This is a genomic window from Pseudomonas sp. KK18 (assembly GCF_037094675.1).
Taxonomy (GTDB): Bacteria; Pseudomonadota; Gammaproteobacteria; order Pseudomonadales; family Pseudomonadaceae; genus Aquipseudomonas.
The window spans coordinates 5,048,205-5,073,005 of the sequence record NZ_CP146605.1; the positions used below are offsets into that span (position 1 = coordinate 5,048,205).

The following is a 24,801-nucleotide window of genomic DNA, read 5'->3' on the forward strand; positions in this document are numbered from 1 at the left end:
ATCCCCCGTCCAGGCCAACAAAAAACGACATCGACATGAAACTGTCATCCGCCACGCCTAAATTGGCTCGTGTATTGCTGACCTAGACCAACACCACCGCAAACGTCGATAAAAACGCAGCGTTGAAAACGCCCAAAGGAGCTTCGGATGAAACAGCTTTTCCTGGCATCACTGTTAGGCTCGACCATTGCCATGTGCACCGCCGCCATGGCCGCTGATACCGATCTAAAAACCCTGGAAGCCGCCGCGAAAGCGGAAGGCGCCGTCAACAGCGTCGGCATGCCCGATGACTGGGCCAACTGGAAAGGCACCTGGGACGACCTGGCCAAGACCTACGGCCTCAAGCACATCGACACCGACATGAGCTCCGCCCAGGAAGTCGCCAAGTTTGCGGCAGAGAAAGACAACGCCAGCGCCGACATCGGCGACGTGGGTGCAGCCTTCGGCCCGATCGCGGTGAAACAGGGCGTTACCCAACCGTACAAACCGACCACCTGGGCACAAGTCCCGGATTGGGCGAAAGACAAGGACGGTAACTGGGCCCTGGCCTACACCGGCACCATCGCCTTTATCGTCAACAAAAAGCTGTTGCACGGCTCCGAAGCTCCGAAAAGCTGGGCTGACCTGAAGACCGGCAAATACAAGGTTTCCATCGGTGACGTGAGCACCGCCGCCCAGGCGGCCAACGGCGTACTCGCCGCCGCACTGGCCAACGGTGGCGACGAGAAGAACATTCAGCCGGCGCTGCTGATGTTCGCCGACATCGCCAAGCAAGGCCGCCTGTCGCTGGCCAACCCAACCATCGCCACCATGGAAAAAGGCGAAGTGGAAGTGGGCGTGGTCTGGGACTTCAACGGCCTGAGCTACAAGGCCAAGATGGCCAACCCGGATGACTACGTGGTGCTGATCCCATCGGACGGCTCGGTGATTTCCGGCTACACCACGATCATCAACAAATACGCCAAGCACCCGAACGCCGCCAAGCTGACCCGCGAATACATCTTCAGCGACGCCGGCCAAACCAACCTGGCGCGTGGCAATGCGCGGCCGATCCGTGCCGAGCACCTGACCTTGCCAGCCGACGTACAGGCCAAGCTGCTGCCTAACGAGCAGTACAAGAAAGTCACGCCGATCAAGGACGCCGACGCTTGGGAGAAGACCTCCAAGGCACTGCCGCAGAAGTGGCAGGAAGAAGTCATCATCAATATGCAATAAGGCTTAATACGCCTGTTCAAGTGGAACGCGGTCAGTGTGGGAGCTGGCTTGCCTGCGATAGCGGTATGACATTCAGCAGTATTGTCGACTGACACACCGCTATCGCAGGCAAGCCAGCTCCCACATTTGATCGGTGTTCCAACCGAAAAACCGAGTCAAGCCTATTTGTTGCGGAGCCCCAGCCCCTATGAAGCACAACGTCATCCTTGTCGTGCTCGACGGCCTGAATTACGAGGTTGCCCGACACGCCATGGGGCACTTGCAGGCCTATGTCGGCGCAGGACGCGCAGCACTGTACAAACTGGAATGTGAACTGCCGGCCCTGTCCCGGCCACTGTACGAATGCATCCTCACCGGCGTCCCGCCGATCGAGAGCGGCATCGTCCACAACAACGTCTCGCGCCTGTCCAACCAGCGCAGCATTTTCCATTACGCCACCGACGCCGGTTTATCCACGGCGGCGGCGGCGTATCACTGGGTCAGCGAGTTGTATAACCGCTCGCCCTTTATCGCCGCCCGGGATCGGCATACCAGCGACTCGGCCCTGGCGATCCAGCACGGGCATTTCTACTGGAATGACCATTACCCGGACTCGCACCTTTTTGCCGACGCCGAAAGCCTGCGCCTCAAACACGCGCCGAATTTCCTGGTGGTGCACCCGATGAACATCGACGATGCCGGCCACAAGCACGGCCTCGACACCCCGCAATACCGCAACAGCGCGCGCTCGGCCGACATCATCCTCGCCGACTACCTGCAAGGCTGGCTCGACGCCGGTTACCAGGTACTGGTGACGGCCGACCACGGCATGAACAACGACCGCTCCCACAACGGCCTGCTGCCGGAAGAACGGGAAGTGCCGCTGTTTGTGCTGGGTGATGCCTTCAGCCTCGACACCCACGCCACGCCCAAACAAACCGAGCTGTGCGGCACCGTCTGCGAGCTGTTGGGTGTACCCCACGACAAACCTGTATGCCGGGAGCTGTTGAAGTGAATTCAGTGATCCGCGGCAAATGGCTGGCCGCCTTGTGCCTGGTGCCCTTCGCCATCTTCTTTATCGTGTTCGAAATCGCCCCGCTGGTGTGGGTAATGATCAGCAGCGTCCAGTCCGAAGAGTTCGGCTGGGGCCTGGCCAACTTCAGCAAGATCTTCAGCTCGAAGTTCTATATGCAGGCGATCCAGTACAGCCTGGAAATCAGTTTCTACTCCAGCGTGTTCGGGATCATCATCGCCGTACTCGGCAGCTACTCGCTGCGCCGGGTCGACGGGCCGCTGCGCAATTTCGTGACCGCGTTCGCCAACATGACCAGCAATTTTGCCGGCGTACCCCTGGCCTTCGCCTTCATCATCCTGCTGGGGTTCAACGGCAGCATCACCATCATGCTCAAGCAGGCGGGGATCATTCAGGACTTCAACCTGTACTCCAAGACCGGCCTGATCATCCTTTATACCTACTTCCAGATTCCCCTCGGCGTGTTGCTGCTCTACCCGGCCTTTGACGCACTGCGTGAAGACTGGCGCGAGTCTGCTTCATTGCTCGGCGCGGACGGCTGGCAGTACTGGCGGCACATCGGTCTGCCGGTGCTGACCCCGGCGCTGCTGGGCACCTTCGTGATCCTGCTGGCCAACGCTCTCGGCGCCTACGCCACGGTGTACGCGCTGACCACCGGCAACTTCAACGTGCTGCCGATCCGCATCGCGGCGATGGTCTCCGGCGATATTTCCCTGGACCCGAACATGGCCAGTGCCCTGGCCGTGGTGCTGGTGGCGCTGATGACCGTGGTGACCGTGGTCCATCAACTGCTGCTCAAGAGGAGCTACCATGTCTCGCGCTGAACCTGGCTCGGCCGCCCTCTACCACCGCGTAGTGGTGTATCTGTTGTTTGCAATCCTGGTGCTGCCGTTGCTCGGCACCCTGGTCTACTCCATCGCCAGCAGTTGGTCGGCGACCATCCTGCCATCCGGCTTTACCTTTAAATGGTATATCCAACTGTGGAGTGACCCGCGCTTCCTGAATGCCTTCGGCCAGTCGCTGCTGGTGTGCGTTGGCGCGCTGATCTTGTCGGTGGTGCTGATCCTGCCGCTGCTGTTTGTGGTGCATTACCACTTTCCAAAACTCGATGCGCTGATGAACATTTTGATCCTGCTGCCCTTCGCGGTGCCGCCGGTGGTGTCGTCGGTGGGGCTGTTGCAGCTCTATGGCTCGGGTCCATTTGCGATGGTGGGTACGCCGTGGATCCTGATCGGTTGCTACTTCACCGTGGCGCTGCCGTTCATGTATCGGGCGATCACCAACAACCTGCAAGCGATCAACCTGCGGGACCTGATGGACGCCGCCCAACTGCTCGGTGCCAGCACCTTCCAGGCGGCGTTCCTGGTGGTGTTGCCGAACCTGCGCAAGGGCTTGATGGTGGCACTGCTGCTGTCGTTCTCGTTCCTGTTCGGCGAGTTCGTGTTCGCCAACATCCTGGTGGGCACCCGCTACGAAACCCTGCAGGTGTACCTCAACAATATGCGTAACAGCAGCGGCCACTTCACCAGTGCCCTGGTGATCTCCTATTTCTTCTTCGTGCTGGTGCTGACCTGGGCCGCCAACATCTTGAACAAGGACAAAAGCCAATGAGCTTCGTCAGCGTCCAACACCTGCAGAAAGGCTACGCCGGTACGCCGGTATTCAGTGACATCAACTGCGAAATCGCCAAGGGCGAATTCGTCACCCTGCTTGGCCCGTCGGGCTGCGGCAAGTCGACCCTGCTGCGCTGCATCGCCGGCCTGACCTCGGTGGACAGCGGGAAAATCCTGCTGGATGGCCAGGACATCGTCCCGCTGAGCCCACAGAAACGGCATATCGGCATGGTGTTCCAGAGCTACGCGCTGTTCCCCAACATGACGGTGGAACAGAACGTCGCCTTCGGCCTGCGCATGCAGAAGGTCAATGCCGACGACAGCCACAAACGCGTGCAGGAAGTGTTGCAACTGGTGGAGCTGAAAGAACTCGCCGGCCGCTACCCGCACCAGATGTCCGGCGGCCAGTGCCAGCGCGTGGCCCTCGCCCGCTCGCTGGTGACGCGCCCGCGCCTGCTGTTGCTCGACGAGCCGTTGTCGGCCCTCGATGCACGGATTCGCAAGCACCTGCGTGAACAGATTCGCCAGATCCAGCGTGAGCTGGGCCTGACCACCATCTTCGTGACCCATGACCAGGAAGAAGCCCTGACCATGTCCGACCGGATCTTCCTGATGAACCAGGGCAAGATCGTGCAGAGCGGCGATGCCGAGACCCTCTACACCGCGCCGGTGGATGTGTTCGCCGCCGGCTTTATCGGCAACTACAACCTGCTGGACGCCGACAAGGCCAGCAAACTGTTGCAGCGTCCGATCACCGGGCGCATCGCCATTCGCCCGGAGGCCATTGAGCTCAGCCGCAGCGGTGAGCTGGATGCGTTGGTGCGCAGCCACAGCCTGTTGGGCAACGTGATTCGCTACCGCATCGAAGCCCGGGGCGTGGAATTGGTGGTGGATGTGCTTAACCGCTCGGCTGACGATCTGCACCCGGATGGTCAGAGATTGGCACTTTCCATCGACCCAAGTGCGTTGTGTGAAGTAGCCTGACGCACGATTTATTTGAGAGAGCGTGACAGATGGCATTGGTAATTTTTGATCTGGACGACACCCTGATCCACGGCGACTGCGCCACCCTGTGGAGCGAGCAGATGGGCCGCCTGGGCTGGGTGGATGGCGAGTCGTTCATGCGCAAGAACGACGAACTGATGGCGGCCTACAGCCGCGGTGAGCTGGCCATGGAGGATTTCATGGACTTCAGCCTGGAGCCGATGATTGGCCGCACGCCGGAAGAGATCGAGCACCTTGTAGAGCCGTGGGTGGAAGACGTTATCGAGCCGCTGATCTACAGCGAAGCTACCCGGACTATCGCCCGGCACCGCCAGAATGGTGACCGGATTCTGGTGATCTCGGCGTCGGGGACGCACCTGGTCAAGCCGATTGCGGCGCGTATCGGCATTGATGAAGTGCTGGGGATTGAGCTGGACGTCGCCCATGGGGTGTACAGCGGCAAGACCACAGGTGTACTGACTTACCGCGAAGGCAAGATCACTCGCCTGATGGAATGGCTGGAGCAGGAAGGTGAGCACCTTGATGGGGCGTACTTCTACTCGGATTCGCGCAATGATTTGCCGCTGTTGCTGAAGGTGGAGAACCCGCAGGTGGTGAATCCGGACCCGGTGCTGCGGGCGCATGCTGAGAAGGCTGGGTGGCCGATTCATCATTGGGTGTGACGTTTTGTGCTGGTTTGAGGTGGGTACATATCCGTTATTTAGGTAACGGCCACCTATGGTTTCGCTCTTACAGCGAGTCACTTTGCAAAAGCGTGTACGGACCGGACACATGGTTGACGGGTGTACGGGGACATGGTTGACACTTTTCGGCGAGCTAACTACGCCGGAAAACCATCATGCCCTGGAATACGAGAGACGCCATGAGCCTGAAAAAAGAGTTCGTTGCCTTAGCCCGGCAACCCGGCAGCAATAAACGAGAACTGTGTCGACGGTTCGGTATCAGTCCCCAAACCGCGTACAAGTGGCTCGGTCGCTACGAAGAACAAGGCCAGCAAGGTCTGCTGGAGAAATCCCGCAGGCCAGCCACTAGCCCAAAACTTACCGAGCCCGCGCTGGAGACTGAAGTCTTGGCAATTAGGCGGGAGCATCCAGCCTGGGGCGGCCGCACGATCAGCAATCTGTTAGATAAGCGTATCGCTCCTAGCACTGTCACCAATGTCTTACATCGCCATGGTTTGGTTCAAACGGTCCCAAAAGAGTTACAGGCAGCAAGGTTGAGGTTTGAACACGACGCGCCCAATGATCTTTGGCAGATGGATTTCAAAGGGCATTTCCCAACGCAACAAGGCCGATGCCATCCGCTAACTGTTTTGGACGACCATTCTCGTTTCAACTTGGCAATCAAAGCCTGTGCCAACGAGCGCACAGCCACGGTACAGGAGCAGTTGATCGCGGTTTTTCGGCGCTACGGTTTACCAGCTCGTATCAACGTCGATAACGGGCCCCCATGGGGCTCTCCGCGTAATCCGGGGGAGATCACGGAACTGAGTATCTGGCTCGTTCGCCTAGGTATCAGAGTAAGTTTCAGTCGGCCTTTCCACCCTCAAACCAATGGGAAAATCGAACGATTTCATCGGTCACTCAAGGCTGAAGTGCTCAACGGCCGCCATTTTCGGACGCTTGCAGAAGCGCAAACAAATCTTGATCAATGGCGAGAGGTTTATAACCATCAACGCCCTCATCAAGCCCTGGATTACAAGGTTCCAATGGACCGATACCGAGAAAGCCCCTGGGCTTATCCGGAGACGCTTTTGGCGTTTGAGTACGGGCCGGACGATTTAAAGGCCAAGGTTTATCACAGCCGATTTAAGTTTCAGAAGCGCTATTTCAGGATCGCCAAAGGCCTGGCCGGACATCACATCGCACTACGTCCCAACACTGAGAGTGACGGGCTATTTGACGTCTATTTCTGCCATCATTTTTTGCGAACGATCGACGTGAAACAGCCTGATTACGGTTCATAATGTGTCAACCATGTCCCCGCACATGTGTCCACCATGTGTCCGGTCCGTACAAAAAGCGGCAAAGTAACCAAAGCGCTCTGCCCCGCCTGTCGGCGCCTCGCTGTGGCTCGGCGTTCCCTCACTCCGGCATTACTCCGCGGGCCGCCGCGACGGGCCATCCATGGCCCGGCGCGGCTAAACCGGCGTCCTGCCGGTTTACCCGCTCCGCAATACCTGCGTTCGGCCTCGGGCTTATTGGGGCAGTCAGATCAAAAGCAAAAGCAAAAGCACAGCGGCCTACCGGCCGGCTTGAGTGTTAACAGCAAAAGCAAAAACCAGAGCGAAAACAAATCTGCTTTTCTGTGGGAGCGGGCTTGCTCGCGAAAAACCTGAGAGCGCCGCGTTCATCCAGAATGCCCGCGTCATCGTTAACGACCTTCGCGAGCAAGCCCGCTCCCACATTTGGACCGTGCCCGCTTTAGCTTTTGATTTTGCTTTTAACACTCAAGCCGGCCGGTAGGCCGCTGTGCTCTTGATCTGCTTTTGATCTTGATCTTGGGCGCCCCGTTAAACCACGCTGGCCGAACGCAGGCTTTGGAGCGTGGGTAACCTGGCAGGACGCCAGGTTAGCCGTCCTGGGCCAAGGATGGCCCATGACGGCGGCCCACGGTCCAAAGCCGGAGTGAGGGCACTCCGAGCCTAGGCGAGGAGCCGAGTGGTGGGGCAAGAGCGTTTTGCTTACTTTTGCGCTCTTCAAAAGTGAGCCGCTGTAAGAGCGGAACCAATAGTCGCCGTTACGAAAATAACGGATATACACCCAGCCCAACTCCCCCCAACACAAATGTCGCATCTGAAATCAGGTCAGACTCTCGTCAATCACCAACACCAGCTTCCCTGAAATCCGATTAGTCGCCAGCTCCGCAAACGCAGCCTCGGCATCCTTGATCGGAAACGTCCTGGCCAGTTGCGGACTCAAGCGCCCCTCGGCAAACAACGGCCAAACATGCTGGCTCAAGTCACTGAACAAGTCAGCCTTGAACTGATCATCCCGACTGCGCAAAGTCGACCCCAACACCTGCACACGCTTGGCCAACACCTGCGCCAGATCGATCTGCGCCTCACGCCCCCCCATCAACCCAATCAACACCCAGCGCCCATCACGCGCCACCAGCTTGAGATTCAGCGCCGCGTAATTCCCCCCCACCGGGTCAAGAATCACATCGAACGGTCCAAAATCCCTCAAGCCCTCGATGCCGTCAGTACGTACCACACCCCCCTGAGCCCCCAGCGCTTCACAGTACGCAAGGCGATCCGCCGACCCCACGCTGACCCAACACGGGCTGCCAAACGCCTTGCACAACTGAATCGCCGCCGAGCCCACCCCACTGGCACCGGCATGCAACAACACCTTCTCGCCGGGCTTGAGGCCCGCCAACTGGAACAGGTTCAACCACGCGGTGCTGTATACCTCGGGCAACCCGGCCGCTTCCACCAGGGACACACCCTCCGGCACCGGCAGCACATGCCGCGCATCCACCACCACTTCTTCAGCCATCCCGCCGCCAGCCAGCAAGGCGCAAACCCGATCACCCACTTGCCACGACGAACCGGCGCCGACTTCGCTGATCACCCCGGAACACTCCAGGCCCAGCACCTGGCTGGCACCGGGAGGTGGCGGATAAAGCCCCGAACGCTGTAATAAATCGGCGCGATTCAGGCCCGCAGCCGCCACGCGAATGCGTACTTGGCCTACATCGCATGTAGGACTTGGCTCTTCTTGCCACTCCACATGACCTTCAACGCCTTGCAATGCTTTCACAGTGCCTCCATAGTGAGTCTGGACTGAGCCCGTTGCTGTAGCGTCGGGCTTTTTGCATTATGCGACCGGCCCATATGGAACCGGCGACTTCAAAGACGGCCTAATATGCGTTATCAATTGCCCCCGCGTCGAATCAGCATGAAGCATTTGTTCCCCAGCACCGCCCTCGCTCTTTTTATCGGTATCGGCCTTTTGCCGCTGTCGAGCAATACGTTCGCAGCCAACAGCTGGGACAACCTTCAGCCTGATCGCGATGAGGTGATTGCCAGCCTTAACGTCGTCGAGTTGCTCAAGCGCCACCATTACAGCAAGCCGCCGTTGGACGACGCTCGTTCGGTGATCATTTACGACAGCTACCTCAAGCTGTTGGATCCCTCGCGCAGCTATTTCCTGGCCAGCGACATCACCGAGTTCGACAAGTGGAAGACGCAGTTCGACGACTTCCTCAAGAGCGGTGACCTGCAGCCCGGCTTCACCATCTACAAGCGCTACCTGGACCGCGTCAAAGCGCGTCTGGACTTCGCCATTGGTGAGCTGGACAAAGGTGTCGACAAGTTCGACTTCACCAAGAAAGAGACCTTGCTGGTTGACCGCAAGGACGCTCCTTGGCTGACCACCGAAGCCGAGCTGGACGACCTGTGGCGCAAGCGCGTCAAGGATGAAGTCCTGCGCTTGAAGATCGCCGGCAAAGAGCCGAAGGCCATCCAGGAACTGTTGACCAAGCGCTACAAGAATCAGCTGGCACGTCTGGATCAGACCCGTGCCGAAGATATCTTCCAGGCCTACATCAACACCTTCGCAATGTCCTACGACCCGCACACCAATTATCTGTCGCCAGATAACGCGGAAAATTTCGATATCAACATGAGTCTGTCGCTGGAAGGCATCGGTGCCGTCCTGCAAAGCGATAACGACCAGGTGAAGATCGTGCGTCTGGTGCCGGCAGGTCCGGCCGACAAGACCAAGCAGGTTGCCCCGGCCGACAAGATCATCGGTGTGGCCCAGGCCGACAAAGAGATGGTCGACGTGGTCGGCTGGCGCCTGGATGAAGTGGTCAAGCTGATCCGCGGGCCGAAAGGCAGCGTGGTGCGCCTGGAAGTGATTCCGCACACCAACGCACCGAACGACCAGACCAGCAAGATCGTGTCCATCACCCGTGAAGCGGTGAAACTCGAAGACCAGGCCGTCCAGAAGCAAGTCCTCAACCTCAAGCAGGATGGCAAGGACTACAAGCTCGGCGTGGTGGTGATCCCGGCGTTCTACCTGGACTTCAAAGCGTTCCGCGCCGGTGATCCGGACTACAAGAGCACCACCCGCGACGTTAAGAAAATCCTCACAGAATTGCAGAAGGAAAAAGTCGACGGCGTGGTCATCGACCTGCGCAACAACGGCGGCGGTTCCCTGCAGGAGGCCACCGAGCTGACCAGTCTGTTTATCGACAAGGGTCCGACCGTGCTGGTGCGTAACGCTGACGGCCGTGTCGACGTGCTGGAAGACGAGAACCCGGGTGCCTTCTACAAAGGGCCGATGGCGTTGCTGGTCAACCGCCTTTCGGCATCCGCCTCGGAGATTTTTGCCGGCGCGATGCAGGACTACCACCGTGCACTGATCATCGGCGGCCAGACCTTCGGCAAAGGCACCGTGCAGACCATCCAGCCGCTGAACCATGGCGAGCTGAAACTGACCCTGGCCAAGTTCTACCGGGTTTCCGGGCAGAGCACCCAGCATCAGGGCGTACTGCCGGACGTCGATTTCCCGTCGATCATCGACACCAAGGAAATCGGCGAGAGCGCCCTGCCCGAGGCGATGCCGTGGGACACCATCCGTCCTGCGATCAAGCCTGCGGTAGACCCGTTCAAACCGTACATCGCAGAGTTGAAAGCTGATCACGAAGCCCGCTCCGCCAAGGATGCCGAGTTCATCTTCATCCGCGACAAACTGGCCCTGGCCAAGAAGTTGATGGAAGAGAAAACCGTCAGCCTGAACGAAGCCGACCGTCGTGCGCAGCACACCGACATCGAGAATCAGCAACTGGTGCTGGAGAACGCCCGCCGCAAGGCGAAAGGGGAAGCTCCACTCAAGGAGCTGAAGAAAGAAGACGAAGACGCGATCGCCGCCGAGCCTGATAAAACCAAGCCGGAAGATGATGCCTACCTGAGCGAGACCGGGCGCATCCTGCTGGACTACTTGAAAATCAGCAAGACGGTGGCCAAGCAGTAAATGATGGCGATTTAATGTGAACGCTCCTCGGAGTGTCATCAAATAGACATCATTCTGTCGTGAAATGAAGGACCTGCCAAAGCAGGTCCTTTTTTTTCGACCCGAGAAAATCATGACCATGACCGAACAGCTGAATGCATTGGGCTCAATCCTGGCTCAAGGCAGTTTGCACAGCCTGTTCCAACCCATCATTTCCCTGTCTGAACGACGCGTCATCGGTTATGAAGCCCTCAGTCGCGGTCCGTCCAACAGCCCGTTGCACTCCCCTGTCGCACTGTTCTCCGTGGCCCGCCATGCCGGGCGTCTCAGTGAGCTGGAGATGGTCTGCCGGGAAAGTGCCTGCCGGCGGTTCAGCGAGCAGAAACTGCCGGGCAAGCTGTTTCTCAACGTCTCGCCCGAATCCCTGCTGGAGACCGCCCACCAGCCCGGTCGTACCCTGCAACTGCTCAGCGACTTCGGCATCCCGCCCAGCCAGGTGGTGATCGAACTGACCGAGCAAACCCCGACCGACGATTTTCAACTGCTGCAAACCGCGCTGCACCACTACCGCGCCATGGGCTTTTCGATTGCCCTGGATGACCTGGGTGCCGGTTATTCCAGCCTGCGGCTGTGGTCGGAGCTGCGCCCGGACTACGTGAAGATCGATCGACACTTTATCGACGGCATCCACCAGGACGCCCTCAAGCGCGAGTTTGTCGGCTCCATCCTGCAAATCGCCAAGGCCTCCCGGGCCCAGGTCATCGCCGAAGGCATCGAGTTGCCGGAAGAGTTGGCGGTGCTCACGGAAATGGGCGTTGACCTGGTGCAGGGCTACCTGCTCTGCCGCCCCCAGGAACACCCGCCGCAGGAAGCGCGGTTGATGCTGCCCAAGCCCGACAACGCCAACGTCGCGCTGAACGACGAAGGCAGCGACCTCAGCGCCCTGCTCAACGAACAACCGGCCGTGGGCCAGCACACTGCCACGGCGCAGGTTTTGGAAGCCTTCCGGCGCCAGGCCAACCTCAATTCCCTGGCGGTGCTGGATGAGCGTGGCCACCCGATTGGCATCGTGCACCGGCACTCGCTGTCAGATGCGCTGCTCAAGCCGTTCGCCACCGATCTGTTCGCCCGCAAGCCCATCAGCCGGTTAATGAGCGATGACTTTCTCGCGGTGGAACTGAGCCAGTCCTTGCAGCAGGTCAGCCGCCTGCTCACCAGTCGCGCACGCCAGCGGATCGAGGAAGATTTCATCATCACCCTCAACGGCGATTATCTGGGGCTGGGCCGGGTGATCGATGTGCTCAAGCTGATTACCGAGCTGAAAATCCAGCAGGCACGCTATGCCAACCCGCTGACCTTGCTGCCGGGCAACGTCCCCATCCAGCAGTGCCTGACGCGGCTGTTGCAGCAACAACGCGAGTCTGTGATCTGCTACGTCGATATCGACAGTTTCAAGCCATTCAACGATATCTACGGCTATGGCCGGGGCGATGAAGTGCTGCTGTGCCTGGCGCAATGCCTGAACGACCGGGTAGACCCCAGCCGCGACTTCGTCGGGCATATCGGCGGTGATGACTTTTTGCTGGTGCTGGGGCCGCAGGATTGGCGCAAGCGGCTGAACCAGCTGCTGGACGACTTCCACACCCAGTGCCGGCGCTTCTATCGCAGCGAGCATCTGGACGCGGGCTGTTTCGTTGCACTGAACCGCCAGGGCGTGCGCCAGGAGTTTGCGCTGCTGTCGCTGTCCATCGGCGTGGTGCATTTGTATCCACAGGCCTGTGGACAACTCGATGCCAGCCAGTTGGCGGAACTGGCCTCGCAAGCCAAGCACCACGCGAAGAACGTGGCGGGCTACAGCATTCATGTGATTGACAGCCTGGAGTTGGGCCAGGCAGAACCGCAGCCGCTCTAGATCAGAGTTGCTCCAGGCGCATCTGCGCCAACGGGTGCCCGGCTCGGGCGGCGATTTTCCACCAGCGTGCCGCTTCCAGCGGATCAGGCGCCTTGCCAAGGCTGCCCGCAAGGCTCAACACCCCAACCTGGTAGGCCGCCTTGCCGTCGCCGGCCAGGGCCGCCAGCCGCAACAGTCGCACGCCTTCTTCACGGGCGCCAAGGCCCTTGCCACGAAACGTCAGGATATGTCCGTAGAAACTCTGTGCTCTTACGTCGCCCAGATTGGCCATGCGCGCGAACTGGCCTTCAAGCCACTGCCAGCCACGCGGCTGTCGCACGAACCAGGACCAATGAAACAACTTGCGCGCCAGCCAGTAACTGGCATACGCCTTGAGCTTCCAGAACACTACGCCTCCGCTGACTCGGGATAATCGTATTCAAATACTCGAACCACTTCGGATGCGTGCCACGACGCCGCGGCCACGCCATCGGACGGCCCGCAGAAGCGCCCGAGACGCTCCACACATTCAAAGAAACCGGTACGTGGCAGGCGACTGGCGCCCTGGCTGATCACCAGGGAACTGCGCAGTGGTTGGTCGGCCTTGGCATCCAGCGCCGCCAGGTGCTCCAGCGCAGCCGTCAGGGTCTGCATGGCCGGCGTGGGAAATTGCAGGCGCTCCAGCAAGGCGCGGTAGGTCAAGAGGTGGCGCTGTCGGCGCGCCTGGTCCAGCTCGTTGAGTAACCCATCCCAATGTTGACGGCTGATGCGTACGCTCACGTTTCGTCCCTCCAACCTGCAACGCCAAGTTCCCAGGCCAGGCTGCGGCGGATGGCAGCGTCCGGCTGGCGTTCACCGCTTTCGATCAGGCCCAGGTAAGACGGGCTGATGCCCACTGTGCGCGCCAGAACCTCGATGGCCAGGCCCTTGGCCTCGCGCAGGCTTCGCAGCTGCTCCAGGGGGCGCAGATCCGGTTCGGCAGTGGCTTGGCTAATGGTCGAAGCGGGAGGCGTTGGCTGTTGCTGACCGGCAGCTTTTAACAGCGCCTGATACTGAGCCCATGGCAGAACCGCATATTCGGGCTCGCCATCCTTTGTAATTATCTGAATATCCATGACTGCCCCGTAGGATCACAACACTTACTTCGTAAGTACTTTCCTTAGGAGTGTAATCCTAACAGCCACAAAGAGCGCAGGGGGATATTCCCAAGGTTCAGTTTTTTTTCAGGTGTTCTTGCGTAAGCAGCTGAGGCGTCGCAGGAAGGCGCTCAACCACCGCAAGTTTCTCGGGGAGCTGACGCTCGCGCCAGGCGCGAAAGGCGCTCAGTTCGCCGTCGAGGGTCTTCATGACCCACGCCAGCACAGCAATGTCGTCGAGCATGCCAAACACCGGGATAAAGTCCGGGATCGCGTCAATCGGGCTCAGGAAGTACATCAACCCTGCCACTACCGAAATCAGCGCCTTGGGGCTGATGGCCCGGTACTCGCCGCGCCAGTAGGCCAGGCACAAGGCCTGGAGCAGCTTGAGGTCGTCCTTGAGCTTGCCCAGCCGGTTGCCCTGGCTCGAGCCTTTGGCGGCGACCGCGAACAGCAACGTCGGCAAGCGCCCACGGCCAAGCAGGCGAGCAGCCATGGGCAGGAAGCGGGTGAAATTAAACGGGGCTTTCATCGTCACTCCAGTTCCAGGCGACAGAAAAGGTTATCCACACAAATTGTGGATAACCTTGTGAACAGAGCCTATTTTCCAGGCTGAAAGCCACGTAATACAAGGCCTACAGTCAGATCGGGCGTTTTTTGCGCACATAAAAAAAACCCAAGAATTCATTGACTTGGAGATAATCTGCGTCTACCCGTACTCGGGTCTTTTATCAGACTGCTCTAGCCCGCATGGGTTCGGTTGAATTTGCCCTGGATTCAGCTGATCGTTCCCACGCTCTGCGTGGGGATGCCGCCTGTGGCGCTCCGCGCTTGCTGTTAGCGCTAGGCTTAAGCTATGCGCAATGGTGACGCAGAGCGTCACGGGATGCATTCCCACGCAGAGCGTGGGGACGATCGCAGAGCGTGGGAACGATCGCACAGGCCAGAAACAACAACGCCCCGTCGAGACGGGGCGTTGTGTGTTCAGGCGCTGATTACTTCTTGGCAGCAGGAGCCGCCGGTGCGTCAGGAGCGTCTGCCTTGGACGGGTCCTTGATGGCCAGCAGTTCCAGGTCGAATACCAGCACGGAGTTGGCTGGAATCGCCGGGCTCGGGCTCTGGGCACCGTAGGCCAGGTCGGACGGGATGTACAACTCGACCTTCTCGCCAACGTGCATCAGTTGCAGGCCTTCGACCCAACCTGGAATCACGCCGCTGACCGGCAGGTCAATCGGGCTGCCGCGATCCACGGAGCTGTCAAAGGTGGTGCCGTTAGTGAGCTTGCCGGTGTAGTGAACAGTCACTACGTCGGTAGGCTTGGGTTGAGCACCGTCCGCTTTCTTCACGATCTTGTATTGCAGACCGGAAGCGGTGGTGACAACGCCGTCTTTCTTGGCGTTTTCTTCGAGGAATTTCTTGCCGGCGGTTGCCGACTCTTCGCTCATCTTGGCCATACGCTCTTCAGCACGTTTTTGCAGTGCGGCGAAGGCTTCGACCAGCTCGTCGTCTTTCAGCTTCTGTTCTTTCTTGCCGACGGCATCTTCGATGCCTTGGGCTACCGCTTTGGAGTCCAGGTCATCCATACCTTCTTGAGCAAGGCTTTTGCCCATGTTCAGGCCGATACCGTAGGAAGCTTTTTGCGCCGGGGTTTTCAGCTCTACGCTGGTTTGCGAATCACAACCCGCAAGTACCAGGCTAACCAGGGCCACCGCCGCCGCCAACCGATGCTGTTTCATGCTATTTCCTTGTTCGTGTGCCAAAAGGGCATTCGAGTAAAGTCGCGAGCTTATCAGGCGGCCACGACCAATGGCTACCGGCATGTGAGCAGGAAACTTCTGATAAGTTCACGTGTTTAAAAGCATTTTCATTCAATCCAGGGCCCTGCAACGGACGGCAGCAGCGCTGGAACGAGACTCATGGCCACTTGCCGCACTGCTGGCCTGATGGCATAAGAACGCTACAACTCGACAAGGATAGTTATCTTGCGCATTTTTTCCCGTGTTTTGCTGATGATTTTCATACTGCTGGGCCTGGTCCTGGCGGTGGTGCTCTATTACGTGGTCAACCCGAAGCTGCCGGTCTACGTGCCGGTGGAACAGGTGCACTACCAGGATCAATGGAGCGCCGCAGATCGCCAGACCTACTATTTCACGCCCCAGGGCACCCAGGTCAAGGGCCTGCGTTATGCCTGGTTTACCGCCTTGGAACTGCCGTTCTCCGAGCAGCGTTTCGCCACGCCCGAGTACCTGGCGCGCTTTGGTTTTCTGGTAGACCCCAAGCAGGTGCCCACCGCGCAGAACCCCGGCAACCTGCCGGTGGGTTTCGCCCGGCATAAAAATACTGGCAGCAATGATGAGTTTCTCGACATCACCTGCGCCGCCTGCCACACCGGCCAGTTGAACTTCAAAGGCCAGGGCCTGCGGATCGACGGTGGCCCGGCGCAACATGTGCTGCCGTCCAGCGTGCCGACCCTGCGCGGCGGCAGCTTCGGCCAGGCACTGGTCGCCAGCCTGGCCTCGACCTACTACAACCCGTGGAAATTCGAGCGCTTTGCCCGCACCGTGCTGGGCCATGACTACGACGACCAGACCGCAGCGCAACTGCGCCAGGACTTCAAGAAGTCCCTGAACAACTTCCTGAAAGTCGCCTGGAACGACACCCACCGTGGCCTCTACCCCACCGAAGAAGGCCCGGGCCGCACCGACGCCTTTGGCCGTATCGCCAACGCCAGCTTCGGCGACGCCATTTCCCCCGACAACTACCGCATCGCCAACGCCCCGGTGGACTACCCGCAACTGTGGGACATCTGGACCTTCGACTGGGTGCAATGGAATGGCTCGGCCCAACAACCCATGGCCCGCAATATCGGCGAAGCCCTGGGCGTCGGCGCCACCCTGGACTTCTTCGACAGCGCCGGCCAGCCGCTCCAGGGTGAGGCGCGCTACGCCTCCAGCGTGCGGGTGCGCGACCTGAATACCATCGAAGAAACCCTGCAACGGCTCAAGCCACCCACCTGGCCCGAAGACCTGTTCGGCGCCATCGACAAACCGCTGGCCGCCCAGGGTCGCGCACTGTTCGCGGAAAACTGCGCCGGCTGCCACGTGCCAGCGGTGTCCCAGGTCGATGGCCGCCCGGTGCGCCAGTTGAAAATGCTACCGGTGGAAGTCATCGGCACCGACCCCGCTACTGCCAACAATATCGCTGACCACCGCTTCGACCTCAGCGCCCTGCAATGGGACCCGGCGGAGTTGGCGAAAATGAACGTCGAACTGCACCCCACGCCCACCGAGCCGCTGGACCTGCGCAGCCTCTCTTCAGCCAAAGGCCTGGCCTACATCACCGCCTTTGTCGAAGACCACGCCTACCGTGCCGCCGGCGTGACACCTGCCGAACGCCCGCGCCTGGACGGCTTCGGCCTGCCGATCGGCGTACGCGAATTGCGTGCCTACAAGGCACGGCCCCTGGCCGGGGTGTGGGCGACACCGCCGTTCCTGCACAACGGCTCGGTGCCGACGATCTACCAATTGCTCTCGCCCCAGGACGAGCGCAGCCCGACCTTCTATAAAGGCACCTTCGAATACGACCCGCGCCACCTGGGCTATCAAACCGCAGCGTTCCCCAACGCGTTCCTGTTCGATACGCGCATCACCGGCAACCACAACAGCGGCCACGAATTCCGTGCCGGGCAGCGTGGCAACGGGGTGATCGGCCGAGGCTTGCTGCCCCAGGAACGCTGGGCGCTGCTGGAATATTTGAAAGTGCTGGGCGGCCCGCTGGAACAGCAACTGCCCTGACCCAACCGACTTCGCAGAAAAGGATTTTTAAATGCTCGCTCGACTTTGGCTGCGCCTCGGCGCGTTTCTCGGCAAGACCCTGTTGTGGCTGGTGGGCCTGGGCCTGCTGGGCTGGTTGCTGTCCACCCTGTGGTTTGCCTGGCAGCACAGCGGCCCGGTATCGCCGGATGAACAGATCCCGCCGGGTGAAGCGGCCATGACCCAGGGCATCATCCAGACCGCCGTGCGCATCGTCGACCAGCACCGCGAAGGCACGCGTTACCTGCGGGATGCGCATGCCAAGGCCCATGGCTGCGTGAAGGCCGAGGTCAGCGTACTGGCGGACCTCGACCCGGCCCTGCGCCAGGGCGTGTTCGCCGAGCCGGGCAAGACCTGGCAGGCGATGATGCGACTGTCCAACGGCAATGCGTATCCGCAGTTCGACAGCATCCGGGATGCCCGGGGGATGGCGATCAAGTTGCTGGACGTGCCAGGCAAACAGCTGCTGGCGGATCAGCAGGCGCGGGGTGAGCAGGACTTTGTGATGTTCAGCCATCCGAACTTTTTCGTCAGTGATGTGGCGGAGTATGCGCAGAACATTTCGGCTCAGGCCGATGGCAAGAAAGTCATGGCGTTTTTCCCCGGGGTGGATCCGCGCAGTTGGCAGGTGCGGCATTTGTTTATCGCGCTGGCGACGTTGGCGCCGCCGCCGGTGAGTCCTACGCAGACGACGTATTTCTCGGTGTCGCCGTATAAGTTCGGGGCGGCGAATGCGAAGTTTCGGGTGGCGCCGGATCCCCAGGGGTGTCCTGCGTATGTGCTGCCCAAACAGAATCAGGACCTGCCGAACTTTTTGCGCAGTGCGTTGAATCAGCAACTGTCGACGGACCGGGTGGCGGCGTGTTTTGTGTTGCAGATTCAGCGGCAGAATCCGCAGAAGTTCATGCCGATCGAGGACACCAGCATTGAATGGAAAGAGAGTGATGCGCCGTTTGAGACGGTGGCCAAGGTGGTGATTCCGGCGCAGGATTTTGATACGCCGGCGTTGAATCTGGCTTGTGATAATCAGTCGTTTAATCCGTGGTTTGGGGTGGAGGCGCATCGGCCGATTGGGGGGATTAATCGGTTGCGTAAGGCGGTGTATGAGGCGGTCAGTGATTATCGGCATAGCCGGAATTTGTAGCTCCGCGGTGTGGGGTGCATATCCGTTGCTGCGGTTATGGCCGCTATTGGTTCCGCTCTTACAGCGGCTCACTTTTGAAGAGCGCAAAAGTAAGCAAAACGCTCTTGCCCCACCACTCGGCACCTCGCCTAGGCTCGGTGTGCCCTCACTCCGGCTTTGGACCGTGGGCCGCCGTCATGGGCCATCCTTGGCCCAGGACGGCTAACCTGGCGTCCTGCCAGGTTACCCACGCTCCAAAGCCTGCGTTCGGCCAGCGTGGTTTAACGGGGCGCCCAAGATCAAGATCAAAAGCAGATCAAGAGCACAGCGGCCTACCGGCCGGCTTGAGTGTTAAAAGCAAAATCAAAAGCTAAAGCGGGCACGGTCCAAATGTGGGAGCGGGCTTGCTCGCGAAGGTCGTTAACGATGACGCGGGCATTCTGGATGAACGCGGCGCTCTCAGGTTTTTCGCGAGCAAGCCCGCTCCCACAGAAAAGCAGATTTGTTTTCGCTCTGGTTTTTGCTTTTGCTGTTAACACTCAAGCCGGCCGGTAGGCCGCTGTGCTTTTGCTTTTGCTTTTGATCTGACTGCCCCAATAAGCCCGAGGCCGAACGCAGGTATTGCGGAGCGGGTAAACCGGCAGGACGCCGGTTTAGCCGCGCCGGGCCATGGATGGCCCGTCGCGGCGGCCCGCGGAGTAATGCCGGAGTGAGGGAACACCGAGCACTAGCGAGGTGCCGACAGGCGGGGCAGAGCCCTTTGCTTACTTTGGGGCTTTTCCAAAGTGAGTCGCTGTAAGAGCGAAACCATAAGTAGCCGTTACCTAAAAAACGGATATACACCCAACATCAACGTAAAGAACCCGTATAGATTCACCCCCAGCCGTAACGTTTAAGTCGTCTCTATTGAGCAACTAATCCCCCCTCCACTACTGTGACCTCCACCCCAATAACCCTCGCAGGAAGTCATCGTGGAAAGTTCAACGTTAGGCATGATCGTCCTCTCAATGATCGCCCTGTTCGGCGCCGCCGCGTTTTGCTTCGAACAACTCGCCACCCGCGAATCAAAGAAAAAGAAAGCCAAATAAGCTGATCATCAAAAGCAGCAAAACCCCAGTGCTTCAAGGGATACCCCGCCCCCGGGTTATCCCTTTTTTACGTTCGCCCACCCCACTGCCCTCTATACACCGTCTTAATACCCAAACCCGCAATCAGTGCCCGAACTTGATACCCAACCTCTTAACCTCCCCGCGTCCGCAATCGCGGCTTATTAATCAGGGGAGTTCCACCGTGCTCACACTCAAGTTCATCTATATCGCCAGCGGCCTATGCGCCGTCGGGCTGTTCGCTTATCTGGGCTACGCCCTCATTCGCGCCGAAAAGTTCTAGGGAGCCCCACCATGTACGACATGATTTTTGTAGGCCTCTCCCTGGTGTTTTTCGCCGCGACAACCATGGCCATTGTCGCCATGGGCAAGATTTGAACGGAGCCTCGACATGCTAAGCACTTTGCTGGAATTTGCGCTGGTCCTGGGGTTGATGACCGGGCTCGCCGTGCTGATGGGCAAGTGGCTGACCCGGGTGTTTACCGGAACCCGCCACGCCCTGCCGGAACGTTATACCTATCGCTTGCTGGGCATCGACCCGCTGGAAACCATGAGCTGGGCCCGCTACGGTTCGGCCCTGTTGCTGTCGAACGCCGCGATGATGCTGCTCGGCTATCTCATCCTGCGGTTACAGGCCGTCATGCCGATCAACCCACTCGGGCTGGCCGCACAAACCCCGGACCTGGCGTTCAATACCGCCGCTTCCTTTATCACCAACACCAACTGGCAGGCGTACTCGGGCGAAACCAGCCTGTCGAACTTAAGCCAGATGGCAGTAATCACCTTCCTGATGTTCGTCGGCGCCACCTCGGGCGTGGTCGCCGCAGCCGGTTTTATCCGTGGCCTGAGTCGCTCAAGCTCGGCGGATATCGGCAATTTCTGGGTCGACTTCACTCGCACCCTGTACCGCGTGATGCTGCCGCTGTGCGTGGGCATGGCCCTGGTGTATGTGTGGCAAGGCATGCCGCAGACCTTTTCCTCCCAAGCCCTGGCCACCACCCTGGAAGGCGCGCAGCAACAACTGATTGTCGGCGCCGTGGCGAGCTTTGAATCGATCAAGCATATCGGCACCAACGGCGGCGGTTTCTTCAGCATGAACGCCGCGCACCCGTTCGAAAACCCGACCCCGCTGACCAACGCCCTGCACATCCTCAGCATGTTGCTGATCCCGTCGGCGCTGACCTACACCTTCGGCAGCATGCTGCTGCAACGCCGTCAGGGCTGGGTGTTTTTCGGCACCTTCCTGGTGATGTTCTTAGGCTTTCTCGCGCTGGTGTACGGCGCCGAGCAAAACGGCAACCCGCTGCTGACCCAGGCCGGTGCCAACCAGACGCTGTCCATCGAACAAAGCGGCGGCAATATGGAAGGCAAGGAACTGCGTTTCGGCATTGCCGACAGCAGCCTGTTTATCGCCACCACCACCGCGGCCACCACCGGTTCGGTCAACGCGATGCATGACTCATTGACCCCCATGGGCGGCTTCGTGCCCCTGGCGCAGATGATGCTCAACTGCGTGTTCGGCGGCGACGGCGTGGGCTTTATCAACCTGATCCAGTACGCGCTGCTGACGGTGTTCCTGGTGGGCATGATGATCGGCCGCAGCCCGGAATTCCTCGGCAAGAAGATCGAGGCCCGAGAGATGAAACTGGTGATGCTCTCGGTGCTCGCGCACCCCATCAGCATCCTCGGTTTCACCGCCCTCGCCGCCCTGTGGCCCGACACCATGGCCAGCCTGAATAACCTCGGCCCCCACGGTTTCAGCGAGGTGCTCTACGCCTACACCTCGGGCACCGCCAACAACGGTTCGGCGTTCGCCGGGCTGAACGCCAATACGCCGTTCTTCAACACCACCATTGGCCTGGCGATGCTGGTCGGGCGCTTCTTCACCATGCTGCCGATGCTCGCCGTGGCCGGTTCCCTGGCGATGAAAAAGACCGTGCCTGCCGGCGCCGGCACCATCCCCACCGCAACCCCGCTGTTCATGGTGCTGGTGGTGTTTGTGGTGCTGGTGGTGGGCGGCCTGACTTTCCTGCCGGCGCTCGCGCTCGGCCCGCTGGTGGAGCAACTGCAGTTGCTGTCCGGCCAGACGTACAACTAAGGACACGTTGATGACGACTCAATCGATATTCAAAGGGCTGTTGCGCCCGGTGCTGGTTTCGGCAGTGTTTTTCATGGCGCTGACCGGCCTCGCCTACCCGGTCTTCACCACCTTTGCCGCGCAGTTGCTGTTCCCGTTCCAGGCCCAGGGCTCGCTGATTGAACGCGACGGTTTGGTGATCGGCTCGGCGTTGATCGGCCAGGACTTCACCAGGCCCGGCTACTTCCACGGCCGCCCGAGCATGACCCTCGGTACCGACCCGCAAGACCCGAGCAAAAGTGTCTCCCAGCCGTACAACGCCGGTTCCAGCGGCGCCAGCAACCTGGGCCCTACCAGCCAGAAACTGGTGGACCAGGTCGCGGCCCGGGTTAAAGCCTACCGCCAGGACAACGGCCTCGCCGCCGAGGCCCAGGTGCCGGTGGATGCGGTCACCGCTTCCGCCTCCGGCCTGGACCCGCATATCTCCGTGGCCAACGCACGCATCCAGCTGGCCCGGGTCGCCCGCCTGCGACAGATCCCCGAAGCCGAACTGCTGCAACTGGTGAACGAAAACACCGCGGAACGCACCCTGGGTTTGCTCGGCGAACCACGGGTCAATGTGCTGCAACTCAACCTCGCGCTGGACGCCCGCCTGCCTCTGCGCCAGCCCCCCATTGCGGCCAGTGAGTAAGAGATTCCCCCATGATCAAGAATGCTCGTTTACCTCTGTTTGATCGCGCCATCGTGCTCACCGCCTGCGGGGATGCGTTCAAGAAACTGCTGCCCCAGGCGCAGTGGAAAAACCCGGTGATGTTTGTGGTGTATCTGGGCAGCCTCCTCACCACGCTGCTGTGGTTCCAGTCCTTGGGTGGCCAGGGTGAAGCGCCCAGCGGCTTTATCCTCAGCATCTGTTTGTGGCTGTGGTTTACCGTGCTGTTCGCCAACTTTGCCGAGGCCCTGGCCGAAGGCCGCAGCCGTGCCCAGGCCGCCAGCCTGCGCGGGATGAAGCGCCAGACCCTGGCCAAGTTGCTGCAACAACCCAAACACGGCGCCCCATGGCTGCCGACCGAAGCCACGCTGTTGCGCAAAGACCAGGTGGTGTTGATCGAAGCCGGCGACCTGGTGCCGCTGGACGGCGTGGTGATCGAAGGCGTGGCCTCGGTGGATGAAAGCGCAATCACCGGCGAATCGGCACCGGTGATTCGCGAGGCCGGCGGCGACTTTTCCTCGGTCACCGGCGGCACGCGGGTGCTGTCGGACTGGCTGGTGGTGCGCATCAGCGTCAACCCGGGCGAGTCGTTCCTCGACCGCATGATCTCGATGGTCGAATCCGCCAAGCGTCAGAAAACGCCCAACGAAGTCGCCCTGACAATTTTGCTGGTGGGCCTGACCCTGTTGTTCCTGCTGGTGATCGCCACGCTGAGCCCGTACTCGATCTTTGCCGTGGCCATGAGTGGCAGTGGCAACGTGATCAGCGCCACGGTGCTGGTGGCGTTGCTGGTGTGCCTGATTCCCACCACCATCGGCGGCCTGCTCTCGGCCATCGGCGTGGCGGGCATGAGCCGCATGATGTCGGCGAATGTGATCGCCACTTCCGGCCGCGCCGTTGAGGCGGCGGGTGACATCGACGTGTTGCTGTTGGACAAGACCGGCACCATCACGTTGGGCAATCGCCAGGCCAGCAGTTTCCTGCCGGCACCGGGGGTCAAGGAAGCTGAACTGGCCGACGCGGCGCAACTGGCGTCCCTGGCCGACGAAACCCCGGAAGGCCGCAGCATCGTGGTGCTGGCCAAGCAGAAGTTCGACATCCGCGCGCGGGACATCAACGCCCTCGGCGCAAGCTTTGTGCACTTCACCGCGCAGACTCGCATGAGCGGCGTCGACCTGCCCGAAGGCCGCGGTATTCGCAAGGGTGCGGCGGATGCCATCCGCAGTCATATCGAAGCGTTGGGCGGGAGTTTTCCGGCAGCCTTGCAGGCCAAGGTCGACGAAGTATCCCGACGCGGCAGCACTCCGCTGGTGGTCTCGGACGGGGCCAAAGCACTCGGCGTGGTGGAGCTCAAGGACGTGGTCAAGGGCGGCATCAAAGAGCGCTTCGCAGAACTGCGGCGCATGGGCATCAAGACGGTGATGATCACCGGCGACAACCGCCTGACCGCCGCCGCGATTGCGGTGGAAGCCGGCGTGGATGACTTCCTCGCCGAGGCGCGCCCGGAAGACAAGCTGCAACTGATCCGCGACTACCAGGCCCAGGGCAAGCTTGTGGCCATGACCGGCGACGGCACCAACGACGCCCCGGCGCTGGCCCAGGCCGACGTGGCGGTGGCGATGAACAGCGGCACCCAGGCAGCGAAAGAGGCCGGCAACATGGTCGACCTCGACAGCAACCCGACCAAGCTGATCGAAGTGGTCGAGGTGGGCAAGCAGATGCTGATGACCCGTGGTGCGCTCACCACCTTCAGCGTGGCGAATGACGTGGCGAAGTATTTCGCGATCATCCCGGCGGCGTTTGTCGCGACCTATCCGCAACTCGGTGCGTTGAACGTGATGCACCTGAGCAGCCCCAACTCGGCGATCCTCAGTGCGGTGATTTTCAACGCGTTGATCATCGTGGCGCTGATTCCGTTGGCCCTGCGCGGCGTGACGTACCGGGCGATTGGCGCGGCGGCATTGCTCAATCGCAACCTGCTGATCTATGGCCTGGGCGGGGTGCTGGTGCCGTTTGCCGGGATCAAGCTGATTGATCTGGTGCTGACCGGGCTGGGTCTCGTGTAGCACCGCAAACCCAATGTGGGAGCGGGCTTGCTCGCGAATACGGAGTGTCAGCCAACTCGACTGTCACTGACAC

General features: G+C 60.3%; 21 protein-coding genes. 15 read left to right on the top strand and 6 right to left on the bottom strand.

Annotated features, from left to right (window positions below):
- Nucleotides 1–147 precede the first annotated feature (147 nt).
- The 7 genes from V6607_RS22570 (at nt 148) to V6607_RS22600 (ending at nt 6,811) form a co-directional block, all read left to right on the top strand.
- Nucleotides 148–1,215: an ABC transporter substrate-binding protein gene (locus tag V6607_RS22570; protein WP_003219752.1), complete on the top strand. Its 1,068-nt coding sequence runs from the start codon at nt 148–150 to the stop codon at nt 1,213–1,215.
- Nucleotides 1,216–1,402: 187 nt separating this feature from the next.
- Nucleotides 1,403–2,209, top strand: coding sequence for an alkaline phosphatase family protein (locus V6607_RS22575; protein ID WP_003219750.1), 807 nt, complete (start codon nt 1,403–1,405; stop codon nt 2,207–2,209).
- Nucleotides 2,206–3,051 (top strand): ABC transporter permease subunit, encoded by an 846-nt coding sequence (locus V6607_RS22580; RefSeq protein ID WP_003219748.1) that lies wholly within the window; start codon nt 2,206–2,208, stop codon nt 3,049–3,051. Before V6607_RS22575 ends, V6607_RS22580 begins: the two co-directional genes overlap by 4 nt.
- Complete coding sequence (locus V6607_RS22585) at nt 3,038–3,838, top strand: ABC transporter permease (protein WP_003219747.1); 801 nt, start codon at nt 3,038–3,040, stop codon at nt 3,836–3,838. The genes V6607_RS22580 and V6607_RS22585 overlap by 14 nt, the downstream gene beginning before the upstream one ends.
- Nucleotides 3,835–4,824 carry an ABC transporter ATP-binding protein gene (locus V6607_RS22590; protein WP_003219745.1) on the top strand — a complete coding sequence of 330 codons (990 nt, stop codon included), beginning with the start codon at nt 3,835–3,837 and terminating at the stop codon, nt 4,822–4,824. Before V6607_RS22585 ends, V6607_RS22590 begins: the two co-directional genes overlap by 4 nt.
- A gap of 29 nt (nt 4,825–4,853) precedes the next feature.
- Nucleotides 4,854–5,507 (top strand): HAD family hydrolase, encoded by a 654-nt coding sequence (locus V6607_RS22595; protein ID WP_134327067.1) that lies wholly within the window; start codon nt 4,854–4,856, stop codon nt 5,505–5,507.
- A gap of 176 nt (nt 5,508–5,683) precedes the next feature.
- Complete coding sequence (locus tag V6607_RS22600) at nt 5,684–6,811, top strand: IS481 family transposase (RefSeq protein ID WP_338739149.1); 1,128 nt, start codon at nt 5,684–5,686, stop codon at nt 6,809–6,811.
- 835 nt (nt 6,812–7,646) lie between these two features.
- On the opposite strand, the gene V6607_RS22605 is transcribed toward V6607_RS22600, so the two are convergent.
- Nucleotides 7,647–8,609: a zinc-binding dehydrogenase gene (locus V6607_RS22605; RefSeq protein ID WP_087694978.1), complete on the bottom strand. Its 963-nt coding sequence runs from the start codon at nt 8,607–8,609 to the stop codon at nt 7,647–7,649.
- A gap of 138 nt (nt 8,610–8,747) precedes the next feature.
- On the opposite strand from V6607_RS22605, the gene V6607_RS22610 reads away from it, so the two are divergent.
- Both V6607_RS22610 and V6607_RS22615 read left to right on the top strand, forming a co-directional pair.
- Nucleotides 8,748–10,829 (top strand): carboxy terminal-processing peptidase, encoded by a 2,082-nt coding sequence (locus tag V6607_RS22610; RefSeq protein WP_023659269.1) that lies wholly within the window; start codon nt 8,748–8,750, stop codon nt 10,827–10,829.
- Between the two features lie 112 nt (nt 10,830–10,941).
- Nucleotides 10,942–12,720, top strand: a complete 1,779-nt coding sequence (locus V6607_RS22615) for a bifunctional diguanylate cyclase/phosphodiesterase (protein ID WP_023659268.1) — start codon at nt 10,942–10,944, stop codon at nt 12,718–12,720.
- Nucleotide 12,721: 1 nt separating this feature from the next.
- Here V6607_RS22615 and V6607_RS22620 read toward each other — a convergent pair whose 3' ends face one another.
- From V6607_RS22620 to V6607_RS22640, 5 genes are all read right to left on the bottom strand, one after another.
- Nucleotides 12,722–13,108 (bottom strand): sel1 repeat family protein, encoded by a 387-nt coding sequence (locus V6607_RS22620; protein WP_134327068.1) that lies wholly within the window; start codon nt 13,106–13,108, stop codon nt 12,722–12,724.
- Nucleotides 13,108–13,479 (bottom strand): hypothetical protein, encoded by a 372-nt coding sequence (locus tag V6607_RS22625; RefSeq protein WP_003211116.1) that lies wholly within the window; start codon nt 13,477–13,479, stop codon nt 13,108–13,110. The genes V6607_RS22620 and V6607_RS22625 overlap by 1 nt, the downstream gene beginning before the upstream one ends.
- The gene (locus tag V6607_RS22630) at nt 13,476–13,814 is read right to left on the bottom strand and encodes a helix-turn-helix transcriptional regulator (protein ID WP_003211117.1); all 339 of its coding nucleotides are present in this window, start codon (nt 13,812–13,814) and stop codon (nt 13,476–13,478) included. Before V6607_RS22630 ends, V6607_RS22625 begins: the two co-directional genes overlap by 4 nt.
- Before the next feature lie 97 nt (nt 13,815–13,911).
- Complete coding sequence (locus V6607_RS22635; protein WP_003211120.1) at nt 13,912–14,367, bottom strand: YkvA family protein; 456 nt, start codon at nt 14,365–14,367, stop codon at nt 13,912–13,914.
- A 463-nt stretch (nt 14,368–14,830) separates the two neighbouring features.
- Nucleotides 14,831–15,571: an FKBP-type peptidyl-prolyl cis-trans isomerase gene (locus V6607_RS22640; protein WP_003211122.1), complete on the bottom strand. Its 741-nt coding sequence runs from the start codon at nt 15,569–15,571 to the stop codon at nt 14,831–14,833.
- Nucleotides 15,572–15,817: 246 nt separating this feature from the next.
- Here V6607_RS22640 and V6607_RS22645 point away from each other — a divergent pair, with 246 nt between their 5' ends.
- From V6607_RS22645 to kdpB, 6 genes are all read left to right on the top strand, one after another.
- Nucleotides 15,818–17,629: a di-heme-cytochrome C peroxidase gene (locus tag V6607_RS22645; protein ID WP_134327069.1), complete on the top strand. Its 1,812-nt coding sequence runs from the start codon at nt 15,818–15,820 to the stop codon at nt 17,627–17,629.
- Between the two features lie 31 nt (nt 17,630–17,660).
- The gene (locus tag V6607_RS22650; RefSeq protein ID WP_003211127.1) at nt 17,661–18,791 is read left to right on the top strand and encodes a catalase family protein; all 1,131 of its coding nucleotides are present in this window, start codon (nt 17,661–17,663) and stop codon (nt 18,789–18,791) included.
- Between the two features lie 1,269 nt (nt 18,792–20,060).
- On the top strand, nt 20,061–20,159 hold the full coding sequence (gene kdpF / locus V6607_RS22655; protein WP_003219423.1) for a K(+)-transporting ATPase subunit F: 99 nt from the start codon (nt 20,061–20,063) through the stop codon (nt 20,157–20,159).
- 108 nt (nt 20,160–20,267) lie between these two features.
- The gene (gene kdpA, locus V6607_RS22660) at nt 20,268–21,974 is read left to right on the top strand and encodes a potassium-transporting ATPase subunit KdpA (protein ID WP_134327070.1); all 1,707 of its coding nucleotides are present in this window, start codon (nt 20,268–20,270) and stop codon (nt 21,972–21,974) included.
- A 10-nt stretch (nt 21,975–21,984) separates the two neighbouring features.
- Nucleotides 21,985–22,644 carry a K(+)-transporting ATPase subunit C gene (gene kdpC, locus V6607_RS22665; RefSeq protein ID WP_102606161.1) on the top strand — a complete coding sequence of 220 codons (660 nt, stop codon included), beginning with the start codon at nt 21,985–21,987 and terminating at the stop codon, nt 22,642–22,644.
- 11 nt (nt 22,645–22,655) lie between these two features.
- Nucleotides 22,656–24,728, top strand: a complete 2,073-nt coding sequence (gene kdpB, locus V6607_RS22670; protein WP_087695258.1) for a potassium-transporting ATPase subunit KdpB — start codon at nt 22,656–22,658, stop codon at nt 24,726–24,728.
- The last annotated feature ends 73 nt before the right edge of the window (nt 24,729–24,801 follow it).